Source organism: Serratia silvae (assembly GCF_023282985.1).
In the GTDB taxonomy this organism is placed as follows: domain Bacteria; phylum Pseudomonadota; class Gammaproteobacteria; order Enterobacterales; family Enterobacteriaceae; genus Chania; species Chania silvae.
Genome location: NZ_JAGQDC010000019.1, coordinates 65,704 through 78,354, shown reverse-complemented (window position 1 = coordinate 78,354; position 12,651 = coordinate 65,704). Strand labels below are relative to the sequence as shown.

The 12,651-nt window shown below is 49.8% G+C and carries 8 protein-coding genes; 2 read left to right on the top strand and 6 right to left on the bottom strand.

Going from position 1 to position 12,651, the window contains the following annotated elements; genetic code table 11:
* Positions 1-76 precede the first annotated feature (76 nt).
* The 3 genes from oppA to KAJ71_RS19725 form a co-directional block, all read right to left on the bottom strand.
* Positions 77-1,714: an oligopeptide ABC transporter substrate-binding protein OppA gene (gene oppA / locus KAJ71_RS19735; RefSeq protein ID WP_248947228.1), complete on the bottom strand. Its 1,638-nt coding sequence runs from the start codon at positions 1,712-1,714 to the stop codon at positions 77-79.
* A gap of 152 nt (positions 1,715-1,866) precedes the next feature.
* The gene (locus KAJ71_RS19730; RefSeq protein ID WP_248947227.1) at positions 1,867-3,504 is read right to left on the bottom strand and encodes an ABC transporter substrate-binding protein; all 1,638 of its coding nucleotides are present in this window, start codon (positions 3,502-3,504) and stop codon (positions 1,867-1,869) included.
* Between the two features lie 680 nt (positions 3,505-4,184).
* Positions 4,185-4,829 carry a YchE family NAAT transporter gene (locus KAJ71_RS19725; RefSeq protein WP_021181228.1) on the bottom strand — a complete coding sequence of 215 codons (645 nt, stop codon included), beginning with the start codon at positions 4,827-4,829 and terminating at the stop codon, positions 4,185-4,187.
* A gap of 521 nt (positions 4,830-5,350) precedes the next feature.
* Between KAJ71_RS19725 and adhE the strand changes: the two genes are divergently transcribed.
* On the top strand, positions 5,351-8,023 hold the full coding sequence (gene adhE / locus KAJ71_RS19720; protein ID WP_248947226.1) for a bifunctional acetaldehyde-CoA/alcohol dehydrogenase: 2,673 nt from the start codon (positions 5,351-5,353) through the stop codon (positions 8,021-8,023).
* A gap of 165 nt (positions 8,024-8,188) precedes the next feature.
* On the opposite strand, the gene KAJ71_RS19715 is transcribed toward adhE, so the two are convergent.
* Positions 8,189-8,773 carry a thymidine kinase gene (locus KAJ71_RS19715; RefSeq protein WP_248947225.1) on the bottom strand — a complete coding sequence of 195 codons (585 nt, stop codon included), beginning with the start codon at positions 8,771-8,773 and terminating at the stop codon, positions 8,189-8,191.
* An 867-nt stretch (positions 8,774-9,640) separates the two neighbouring features.
* Between KAJ71_RS19715 and hns the strand changes: the two genes are divergently transcribed.
* Positions 9,641-10,048 carry a histone-like nucleoid-structuring protein H-NS gene (gene hns, locus KAJ71_RS19710; RefSeq protein ID WP_024486694.1) on the top strand — a complete coding sequence of 136 codons (408 nt, stop codon included), beginning with the start codon at positions 9,641-9,643 and terminating at the stop codon, positions 10,046-10,048.
* A gap of 173 nt (positions 10,049-10,221) precedes the next feature.
* Here the strand turns inward: hns and KAJ71_RS19705 are convergent, their stop codons facing one another.
* Complete coding sequence (locus tag KAJ71_RS19705; protein WP_248947224.1) at positions 10,222-11,232, bottom strand: NAD-dependent epimerase; 1,011 nt, start codon at positions 11,230-11,232, stop codon at positions 10,222-10,224.
* Between the two features lie 9 nt (positions 11,233-11,241).
* Entirely contained in the window at positions 11,242-12,585 is a 1,344-nt protein-coding gene (locus tag KAJ71_RS19700; protein WP_248947223.1) for a UDP-glucose dehydrogenase family protein, read from the bottom strand.
* Between the last annotated feature and the right edge of the window lie 66 nt (positions 12,586-12,651).

The window sequence follows — 12,651 nt, the reverse complement described above, 5'->3', positions numbered from 1 at the left end:
AACCCTGTGCTTGAGCCTGATAACGGCTTATAGTCTTAAAATAGGCTGGCGACCCGTGTCGCCAGCCCTTGCCGCATCAATGTTTGATGATGTACAGGTTTTTGTCGTAGACGTTATCAAGAGGATCTTTGCCAGAGTAACCACCCACGTAAGGTTTCACCAGGCGGGCGTTTACGTAATAAAACACAGGCACGATCGCAGAATCTTTATCCAGTTGGACTTCGGCTTTCTGATACAGATCGGCACGCTCTTCTTTGGTTTTCGCCGTCAGCACGTTGCCCATCAGCTTGTCGAATTCTGCGCTCTTATAGTGCGGGGTGTTACTGCTGCTGTCGGACAGCATCATGTTCAGGAAGGAGCTTGGTTCGTTGTAGTCCGCACACCAGCCAGCACGTGACACGTCATAGGTGCCCTGATGGCGGGTATCCAGGAAGGTTTTCCACTCCTGATTCACCAGCTTCACGTCCACACCCAGGTTTTTCTTCCAGATAGACGCAGCGGCAATGGCCAGTTTCTTGTGTAGATCGGAGGTGTTGTACAGCAGCGAGAAGGTCAGCGGTTTACCCGGACCATAACCGGCTTCTGCCAGCAATTTCTTGGCTTCTTCGTTACGCTTTTCCTGCGTCCAGCCAAACCATTCTGGCGGGGTCAACTTGGCACCGTCTGTGTAAGGAGGAGTAAAGCTGTAAGCTGGCAGGTCGCCCTGATTCTTCACCTTATTGACGATAATATCGCGATCCATCCCCAGCTTCAGCGCTTCACGCACGCGAGCATCGGTAAACGGGGCTTTCTGGTTGTTGATTTCATAGTAATAAGTACACAGGTAAGGATCGACGTGGACTTCGTTCGGGATCTCTTTTTTCAGCTTCTGGAACAATTCGATCGGCATGTTGTTATAAGTCATGTCGATTTCGCCAGTGCGGTAGCGGTTAACGTCGGTGACTTCTGAAGCGATCGGCAGGAAGGTGACTTTATTAATGATAGTTTTGGCGTTATCCCAGTATTGCGGGTTACGTTCCAGTACGATACGTTCGTTAACCACCCAGTCTTTCAGCTTGTATGCGCCGTTGCTGACGTAGTTCTGTGGCAGGGTCCACTTGTCACCAAACTTCTCTACTGCTTCTTTATTGACAGGCTTCATGGCGTAGTGCGGGGTCATTTCTACCAGATACGGAACCGGTTCAGACAGCGTGACCTGGAAGGTATGATCGTCGATGGCTTTCACGCCTAGCGTCGATTTGTCTTTTTTACCCGCGATGATGTCATCCACGTTTTCCACGTGGGCATACTGCAGATAGCTAGCATAAGGAGAGGCGGTTTTCGGATCGACCAAACGCTGCCAGCTATACACGAAATCTTGTGCCGTTACCGGCTCACCATTCGACCATTTGGCGTCTTTGCGCAAGTGGAAGGTCCACACTTTAAAATCTTTGTTATCCCAGCTTTCTGCTACGCCCGGCACCACTGAACCGTCCAGGCTGTTATTCGCCAGACCTTCAATCAGATCGCGAGTGACGTTGTTTTCAGGCACACCTTCGATCTTGTGCGGGTCAAGGGATTGTACTTCGGAACCGTTGTTCTTAACGATTTCCTGCTTGTCTGCCAGCTGTACGCCCGCTGGCACATCGGCCGCAAAAGCAGTTCCTGCCGCCGTCAAGCCTAGCGCCGCAATAATGCCTGCTGCCAGCAGGGATTTCTTCGTGATGTTGGTCATGTGTAAAAACTCCAGTTTTTATTATCACAACTCCGTCGTGGGAGCCGCGTAGCCCGTTCACCGGGTGGTTGTATGGCTGGACGCCGTGGAACGAAACGGCGCTGCCTTTCCTGTGTATTACCGGCCGCTATCACCGCCGGTAATACCCTTGATTACTGTTTGATGATGTAAAAGTTTTTCAGATCGATGTAGTCAAGCGGGTCTTTGCCAGTGAAACCGCCAACCGTAGGTTTGACCAGGCGTGCACTGACCCGATAATAGACCGGGATCAGCGCAGAATCTTTGTCCAGCAAGGTCTCCGCCTGCTGATAAATGGCCCCTCGTGCAGCGGCGTCCGGCGCTTGCAGGGTGCTAGCCATCAGAGCATCGAAGGCCGGGCTTTTATAGAAGAAGGTGTTATTGCTGCTGTTGGAAAGCAGCATATTCAGAAACGCACTCGGCTCATTGTAATCGCCGCACCAGGTGGCACGGGCCACATCAAACTGCCCTTCATGACGGCTCTGCAGCGAGGTTTTCCATTCCTGATTTTGCAATGTGACCTGTGCGCCGAGGTTCTTCTTCCACATTGAGGCTGCGGCAATGGCCTGCTGCTTATTTTGATCGGAGGTGTTGTACAGCAGGGTAAACTTGAGCGGTTTTTCAGCGGTGAACCCGGCCTGTGCCAGCAACTTCTTCGCTTCTTCGTTGCGTTTTTCCTGCGTCCACCCAGCCCATTCCGGCTGGCTGAAGTTGCCTCCCTCGGTAAAGGTCGGCGTAAAGCTGTAGGCCGGAATTTGACCTTGGCCCATGATCTTGTTGGCAATAATGTCGCGATCCAGCGTCAATTTGACAGCCGAACGCACACGCTCGTCGGTGAATGGTGCACGCAGATTGTTGATCTCGTAATAGAAGGTGCACAGGTAAGGGTTAACGTGCAGCTGTTCCGGGATCTCGCGCTTCATTTTGGCGTACAGATTCGGCGGAATGGCGCTATTGGTAATATCGATTTCACCGCTGCGGTAACGGTTAATGTCGCTAACCTCAGAGGATAGCGGCAGGAACGTGGCCTGCTCGATCACCGTCTTGCTGTTATTCCAGTAGCTCGGGCTGCGTTGGAGCACGATACGTTCGTTGACGACCCACTGGGTTAAACGATAAGCCCCGTTGCCCACGTAGTTCTGCGGCAATGTCCACTTGTCGCCAAACTTCTCGACCACGGACTGTTTCACCGGTTTCATCGAGGTATGAGACAACATGCTGACAAAATAAGGCACTGGCTCACTGAGCGTCACCTTCAACGTTTTATCATCAATGGCGCTGACGCCAAGCGACTGAGCCGGTTTTTTGCCGGTTAGGATCGCGTCAATATTGTCAATTCGAGCGTATTGCAGGTAGCTGGCATAAGGAGAGCCGGTTTTGGGATCCGCCAAGCGCCGCCAGCTATAAACAAAATCTTGAGCGGTGACAGGAGAACCATCACTCCATACCGCCCCTGGACGCAGGTGGAAAGTCCAAGTTCGGTAATCGGTGTTTTCCCAGCTTTCCGCCACCGCAGGTGCCAAATGGCCATTGGCATCAGTGCTAACCAACCCTTCTAGCAGGTTGAGGATAATATTGCTTTCAGGCGTTCCTTCGACCTTATGCGGATCCAACGAAGCGACTTCTGAACCGTTGTTGATCACCATGTTCTGAATGGGTGCCAATTGCACACCAGCCGGAACCTCTGCGGCCTGCAGGTTTTGGCTGGTGATTATCCCCAACACGGCGGCGATGATAACGGCCAACGGTTGATGCTTCGTGGTTTGCGACATAGTACAGGCTCCTTTTCACTGCAAAGCAATAATTGTGAAATAGTTATCAAGCATGCTAAATAAACGGATACCAGCAAAAATCATTCCTATCCCGCGCGCCAAAGATAAGATTTTTCCGGCTGATAAGTTGCTCGGAAATTAGCAGAAGCAAAAATTCATAGCCAATAATTTTTACAGAAATGTTAAGCATTTCTCTTTTATTATCCCATAACACTACAGACACCTAGCCTTCCCACTCACTCAATCAGAGGTTAATTGCATGATTTAATTGAACAAACAACGATTTACCTTTTAGCCTTTCCAGCCGCGATAAAAAAAACCGCTCAAAAGAAACATTCAGTTAACAAAGATGCCACTCAGAGAATAAACACCTGCCTATGCGTGGTTAATCACTAATAACACCTGTGTGAAACAGAGACAAGCCCTACAGAATGATGTGATTAAATTAACAACAGTTTTGCCCATAGGGAGACAGAAAACCCCGTCACGCAGGTTTAAAAAGTGGAGAAAATAACAACTTGGTGCTTTATCGACCGATAAAATGAGATTTGTGCCACAGTGTTGGGCAATAGAATGAAAAGCAGGCAGGTTATGCACTTTAATAATGCATCGGCTGAGATAATTTGAAAAATTAAAAATAACTTAAGCCGCAAACAGGATTATCCGCGGCCTTATTAAGGTTATAACAACCCGGGGAAAATGGCTTTAATTCCGGTGACAATAAATTCGATCCCCAGCGCCATCAACAACAGCCCCATGATACGGGTAATGACGTTGATACCGGTTTGTCCTAGCAGACGCACCAGCAGCGGAGCTGCTCGGAACAATAGCCAACAACAGAAAGCGAACAAGGCGATCGCCACGGTAAAGCCTAACAGGTTCTGCCAACTGTGGTAGCGAGAACTCCAAACGATGGTGGAACTGATGGCACCCGGCCCGGCCATCAGCGGCAGTGCCAAGGGAACGACTCCGATGCTTTCACGAATTGCGCTCTCTGACTTTTCCTGCTTGTTCTGCTTGTCTTCACCCAGCTTGCCGCTGATCATCGACATGGCAATAGTCACCACCAGGATGCCGCCGGCAATACGGAAAGAATCGATGGAAATTCCGAACATACGCAATATGCCCTCGCCCAGGAACAGCGAGGTCCACAAAATGATTGCCACCGACAGGTTAGCCGTCAGGTTGGTTTTGTTGCGCCCGACCTCGGCCTGATAGCTGGTCATGCTGATAAACACCGGCAGAATACCTACCGGGTTGACCAGTGCAAACAGGCCGACAAAGAACTTGATGTAGCCGGAAAAATCCAACAGAGATTGGCCCACGAAAGACTCCGCATAAAATAGCTGTAAAAAGAGACACTGCCGATGCGCGCTAATGTAATGGAATTGCGCCAGCTAATCCATCCACCCAGACAGCATTTTTCCCTACCCCAACAGAATGTTACAAAGCAATTCGCTATTGTTAATACCTTGTGTGTTGCTTGCTGTTATTAAGTATCATCGCATCCATCGTCAAACGCTTTGTTGATAATCACTCTCAACCAACACAAGCTGAAAGGTGTCAGCATGCGGTTTTTATGACGTACATCACAAAACATCTACTCAGGAATAGTTAAGCTCTTAGTCGTAGTCAAAAGGTAGCACGAGGTATGGATACCGATTTCTGTCTCGCTTGCCTACTACCAACTTGCACTTGGTAAAGCTCTTTAAGTAAATCAGCAGTATGGGTCGCTAACTGCGGGAAAAGTCTCATGATTTAACAGGCGCCTTCCTGACAGATGTCTATACTAGTTCCTCGAACGGCTTATTTACTGAAAGAGTTTAACATTTATCAGGAGAGCATCATGGCTGTAACGAATGTCGCTGAATTGAACGAGCTTGTTGCACGTGTCAAAAAAGCCCAGCGCGAATATGCCAACTTCTCACAAGAGCAAGTTGATAAGATCTTCCGCGCCGCTGCCCTCGCCGCCGCAGATGCCCGTATTCCTCTGGCTAAACTGGCCGTTGAAGAATCAGGCATGGGTATCATTGAAGACAAAGTCATCAAAAACCACTTCGCTTCCGAATACATCTATAACGCCTATAAAGACGAAAAGACCTGCGGGATCCTCTCCGAAGATGAAACTTTCGGTACCATTACTATAGCTGAGCCAATTGGTCTGCTGTGCGGTATCGTGCCAACCACCAACCCGACTTCTACCGCGATCTTCAAAGCGCTGATCAGCCTGAAGACCCGTAACGGCATCATTTTCTCCCCGCACCCACGTGCCAAGAACGCCACTAACAAAGCCGCAGATATCGTGTTGCAGGCTGCCATTGCTGCTGGCGCACCGAAAGACATCATCGGTTGGATCGACCAGCCAACGGTGGATCTGTCCAATCAGCTGATGCATCACCCAGACATCAACCTGATCCTGGCAACCGGTGGCCCAGGCATGGTTAAAGCCGCTTACAGTTCTGGTAAACCTGCTATCGGCGTTGGTGCCGGTAACACTCCGGTGGTGGTTGACGAAACTGCCGACATCAAACGCGTTGTTGCTTCCATCCTGATGTCAAAAACCTTCGACAGCGGTGTGATCTGTGCGTCTGAACAGTCCGTGATCGTGGTTGATTCCGCATACGATGCAGTGCGCGCACGCTTCGCTTCCCACGGCGGCTACATGCTGCAGGGCAAAGAGCTGAAAGCCGTTCAGGACATCATCCTGAAAAACGGTGGCCTTAACGCCGCTATCGTTGGCCAGTCTGCACCAAAAATCGCCGAAATGGCGGGTATCAAAGTACCAGCCAACACCAAAATTCTGATCGGTGAAGTGAAACTGGTTGACGAATCAGAGCCGTTTGCTCACGAAAAACTGTCGCCTACCTTGGCGATGTACCGTGCCAAAGACTTTGAAGACGCCGTAAGCAAAGCCGAGAAATTGGTCGCCATGGGCGGTATCGGTCACACCTCTTGCCTATACACCGATCAAGATAACCAGACTGCACGCGTGGAGTATTTTGGCGACAAAATGAAAACCGCACGTATTCTGATCAACACCCCGGCTTCTCAGGGTGGTATCGGTGACCTGTACAACTTTAAACTCGCTCCGTCACTGACGTTGGGCTGCGGTTCCTGGGGTGGTAACTCCATCTCTGAAAACGTCGGTCCAAAACATTTGATCAACAAGAAAACTGTAGCGAAGCGAGCAGAAAACATGTTGTGGCACAAACTTCCTAAATCAATCTACTTCCGCCGTGGCTCACTGCCAATCGCGCTGGAAGAAGTGGCTACCGATGGGGCAAAACGCGCCTTCATCGTTACCGACCGCTACCTGTTCAATAACGGCTATGCCGATCAGATCACCAAGGTTCTGAAATCGCACGGTATTGAAACTGAAGTATTCTTTGAAGTAGAGGCAGATCCAACGCTGAGCATCGTTCGTAAAGGTGCCGAGCAGATGAACTCCTTCAAACCAGACGTGATCATCGCGCTGGGCGGTGGTTCACCAATGGATGCCGCGAAAATCATGTGGGTGTTGTACGAACATCCTGAAACTCACTTCGAAGATCTGGCGCTGCGCTTTATGGACATCCGTAAGCGTATCTACAAGTTCCCGAAAATGGGCGTGAAAGCGAAAATGATCGCCGTCACCACCACTTCAGGTACCGGTTCAGAAGTGACTCCGTTTGCAGTAGTGACCGATGATGCCACCGGCCAGAAATACCCACTGGCTGACTATGCTCTAACCCCGGACATGGCGATTGTCGATGCCAACCTGGTAATGAACATGCCTAAATCCCTGTGCGCCTTCGGCGGCCTGGATGCGGTCACTCACGCCCTGGAAGCCTACGTTTCCGTACTGGCCAACGAATATTCAGACGGTCAGGCACTGCAAGCGTTGAAACTGCTGAAAGAATATCTGCCGGCCAGCTATCACGAAGGGGCTAAAAACCCGGTTGCCCGTGAGCGCGTGCACAACGCCGCCACCATCGCCGGTATCGCGTTTGCCAACGCCTTCCTGGGTGTTTGTCACTCAATGGCCCACAAACTAGGTTCTGAGTTCCACATCCCGCACGGTCTGGCTAACGCCCTGTTGATCTCTAACGTTATCCGTTATAACGCCAACGACAACCCGACCAAGCAGACCGCATTCAGCCAGTACGACCGTCCTCAGGCACGTCGTCGCTACGCAGAGATCGCTGACCACCTCGGTCTGAGCGCTGCCGGTGACCGCACTGCACAGAAGATCGAAAAACTGCTGAAATGGCTGGACGAAATCAAGGCAGAACTGGGTATTCCAACCTCAATTCGTGAAGCGGGTGTACAAGAAGCCGACTTCCTGGCCAAGGTTGACAAACTGTCTGAAGATGCATTTGATGATCAATGTACCGGTGCTAACCCACGTTATCCGCTGATTGCCGAACTCAAGCAAATCTTGATGGATACCTTCTACGGTCGCGAATTCAGCGAAGCGACAGAAGAAGTGGTGGTTGCAGCCCCTGTTGCAGCCAAAGCGGAAAAAAAGTCCAAGAAATAACCGTTCTCTGAATGGTCAAAACCCGCCGAAAGGCGGGTTTTTTTATGCACGAGATATGTTGCGCTCAATGAACTATACGCTATTTGCATAGCAACACTAACTTGTGCCTATAGGGTGGCATCAAAAAACACTGCACAGGCCTCCTGCGGCGCTTCTGGCACAATATCACTCTGGAGTCTTGATCGCTTCCTTGTAGTGCTTGCGGCATACCGAAACATAGCTTTCGTTACCCCCGATCACCACCTGTTCCCCCATATGCATCGCCTTGCCATCTTCCCCCAGGCGCAGCACCATATTGGCTTTACGCCCGCAATGACAGATGGTCTTCAGTTCGACCAGCTTGTCTGCCCAGGCCAGCAGATGATGGCTGCCAACAAACAGTTCCCCAAGAAAATCCGTACGTAGACCATAACACAGCACAGGAATATCAAGTTGGTCGACCACCTCGCAAAGCTCTTCAACCTGCTCTTTGGTCAGAAACTGGCTTTCATCCACCAGCACACAGTGCACGGGCTGCTGCTGATGCTCTTGATTAATCATGGCGTACAGTTGAGTAGCGTTATTATAAAGCTGCGCTTGGGACGACAACCCAATCCGCGAACTCACTTTACCCACGCCGAAGCGGTGGTCGATCTCGGCAGTGAAGACCAGCGTACGCATACCACGTTCTTGATAATTATATGAAGATTGTAATAATGCTGTCGATTTCCCCGCATTCATAGCGGAATAATAAAAATAAAGCTGAGCCATGTGGCCGCGACTCCAATGGTTTAAAATATATACCCTAAGAATTTCTGGTTACAATTGAACCACCCGCTGACTCATCCTCTGGCCTTGCTGGCGCTCTACACTGCGCCCTTGCCAATCAGGGCGAATATATTCGCCCTCAGTTGATGAGTCTGTTACGGTTAACAGCACTGCAGCCTGAGAAACGACGGGGATATACTGTCGAAAGGTGCAGGTTGACAGTGTAGCATAGACAGTGGCCAGACTCAGTAAGCGGGCCTACATAAAAAATAGCCATAAGCTGAGTTTCATGTGAAACATTTTACACGCGCAATGGACATTTTTACATCTATTTACAGATCACTGCGGTTCATCAAGTACTATTAATTAATGTTAATGATTAACTAAACTCATTAATGCTCAAACGGATATGTCCTGCTAGCAAGCAAACAGCCTGTCCTGCCCCTCTCCCCAGCAATGCAATTAAATGTGTTTTCAGCGATGACGGTCCGGTTAATTGGAGCACTTAACAACTTACTATCTCCTGACGGGCTGTTTACCGCGATACCCCCATTCTTTACAGTACTAGTCCTTTTTGGGAAGTGATTATGGACACAAATCCTTCCCGCTACCGTTATAGAACATAATTATGTCAAACGAGCCAAAATGACTTTAAGCTCGGTGATTATGCCTTCCGGCTGGAAAAACTGGCTTAAAAAGCGAGGGAGGGATAAAAGCGCGTTTCTCCTATGTTATTAGCCGGACAGTTCTCAATATCGGTTTTTTAAAGATAAATTTAGTCACTCTTTCCATTTGGCTATTGCAGAAAAGAAAGGAGCACTCTATTATTATCGTCACGCCCCCCCACTAATATAATTTGAGACTAGAACAATGAGCGAAGCATTGAAGATTTTGAACAACATCCGTACTCTACGTGCACAGGCAAGAGAATGCAGCCTGGAAACACTGGAAGAGATGCTGGAGAAGCTGGAAGTTGTTGTTAACGAACGCCGCGAAGAAGACAGCCAGGCGCAGGCAGAAATTGAAGAGCGCACTCGTAAACTGCAACAATATCGCGAAATGCTGATTGCAGACGGTATTGATCCAAACGAACTGCTGCAAACTATGGCTGCCACCAAAGCCGCTGGTAAAGCAAAGCGTGCTGCACGCCCAGCAAAATACCACTATAAAGACGAAAACGGCGAAATGAAAACCTGGACTGGCCAGGGCCGTACTCCAGCCGTGATTAAAAAAGCTATCGAAGAGCAAGGCAAATCCCTGGACGATTTCCTGCTGTAATAGCATTTTTTAGTTACCTTCAAAAGGCTCCCTATGGGAGCCTTTTGCTTTGCTGTCACGGCAACCACCTAGACCTTCACGCGCTTTATGCTGATTGATTAGCAAAATTCTGATGTACAATAGGTAAAGAAAAAGAGGCCTAAGCCCCTTTATTTTACCCGTCTATCGTTCGGTTACTGAACGTTATAAAACGCCCTATACCAATCGACAAACCGTTTAACCCCTTCATCAACGCTGGTCTCAGGTTTAAACGCGATAGTCTGGTACAGCGCCTCGGTATCAGCGCTGGTATCCAAAACGTCACCGGGTTGCATCGGCAGCATATTTTTGTGTGCCGTTATGCCTAAAGCAGCTTCCAGAGCACGAATATATTCCATTAGCTTAATAGGGCTACTATTGCCGATATTATAGACATGGTAAGGCGCTGAGCTGCTGGCTGGAGAACCTTGTTCCACAGTCCAATTGGCATTGGGTTGAGGAACTATGGCCTGCAAGCGCACTACCGCCTCGGCAATATCATCAATGTAAGTAAAGTCACGATGCATCTCACCATGGTTATATACATCAATGCTCTCACCGGCCAATATCGCCTTGGTGAATTTAAACAGCGCCATGTCAGGACGCCCCCAAGGGCCATATACGGTGAAAAAGCGCAGGCCAGTGGTAGGCAGACCATATAAATGCGAATAGCTGTGCGACATCAGCTCATTGGCTTTCTTCGTTGCCGCGTACAGGGATATTGGGTGATCGACCGAGTCATCCGTCGAAAACGGCAGCTTGCGATTCAATCCATAAACCGAACTGGAAGACGCGTACAGCAAATGTCCGACCTTATTATGTCGACACCCTTCAAGAATGTTCAAATGACCAATCAGGTTGGAATCCGCATAAGCCAAGGGGTGATCCAGCGAATAGCGCACTCCGGCCTGGGCGCCGAGGTGAATGACCCGCTCAAACCGATGCTCAGCGAACAGCTCGGCAATTCCATTGCGATCGGCCAAATCCAGTTTGATAAACTGAAATGCTGGCTTATTAGCCAGCATTTCGAGCCGTGCCTGTTTCAGGCTGACATCGTAATAATCATTCAGGTTGTCAATACCGACAACCTGATGCCCCATGGATAGCAGGCGCTCCGTTACGTGATAACCAATAAACCCTGCAGCGCCTGTAACCAGGAATTTCATATTCACCTCTTAGATGACCGGCTTAATCGATGCGCCACGACCAATACCATAATAAGTAAAGCCGCGAGCTTGCAGGCGTTCTGGATCAAACAGGTTACGGCCATCAAAAATGACTGGCTGCTTCAAGGCTGCTTTAATCGCATCAAAATCCGGGGCGCGGAAATTCTGCCATTCGGTACAGATCACCAACGCATCGGCATCCTGTAACGCCGCTTCTTTGGTCCCCATCAGTTTCAGATCGGCACGTTGACCATAGATACGCTGCGCTTCGGCCATGGCTTCTGGGTCATAGGCTTGCACGCTGGCACCTAACTCCCACAAGGTTTCCATCAGCACTCGGCTAGAGGCTTCACGCATATCGTCGGTATTAGGTTTAAATGCCAGGCCCCACAGCGCGAAAGTTTTCCCTTTTACATCATTGGCGAAATGATGCTGGATGAACTGGGTCAGCTTATATTTCTGCTGATTGTTCACCTGCTCTACCGCCTGCAACAGCTTCGGTTGATAACCAATATGCTCTGCGGTGCGGATTAGCGCCTGAACGTCTTTCGGGAAACAGGAGCCGCCGTAGCCACAACCTGGATAAATGAAGTGATAGCCAATACGTGAATCCGAACCGATCCCCTGACGTACTTTTTCAATGTCCGCACCCAGCATCTCTGCCAGATTGGAGATTTCGTTCATAAAGCTGATTTTGGTCGCCAGCATGCAGTTGGCGGCATACTTGGTCAGCTCCGCGCTGCGGATATCCATCAGGATCATGCGGTCGTGATTACGGTTGAACGGCTCATACAGCTCACGTAATGGCTCAATGACGTCTTTGTTATCGGTGCCCAGCACAATGCGCTCAGGGCGCATACAGTCGGCAACGGCGGCCCCTTCCTTGAGGAACTCAGGGTTGGATACCACATCAAAGGCCACATCGCTGCCGCGCTTGCGCAGCGTTTCGGTCATCACTTCACGAACTTTATCAGCGGTACCTACCGGTACGGTTGACTTATCGATCACCACTTTACGATCTGTCATATGCTCGGCGATGGTGCGGGCCACGGCGGTGACATATTTCAGATCGGCAGAACCATCTTCGTCCGGTGGCGTACCCACGGCAATAAACTGGATAGCGCCATGAGCAACACCCGCCTTTGCATCGGTAGTGAAATGCAGGCGACCAGCTTCATAGTTTTGCTGTACCAGCGAGCTCAGGCCCGGCTCAAAGATCGGAATATTTCCTTTTTTGAGGTTTTCGACCTTATGTTCATCAATGTCGATACACATGACATCATGACCCACGTCAGCCAGCACGGCTGCCTGTACCAGGCCAACATAACCAATACCGAAAACGGTTACTTTCATCGGGAAGTCCTAATTTTCAAATTTAACAAAACGTTATCAAGCTACTTCGGACTGTCTGCCACCCTA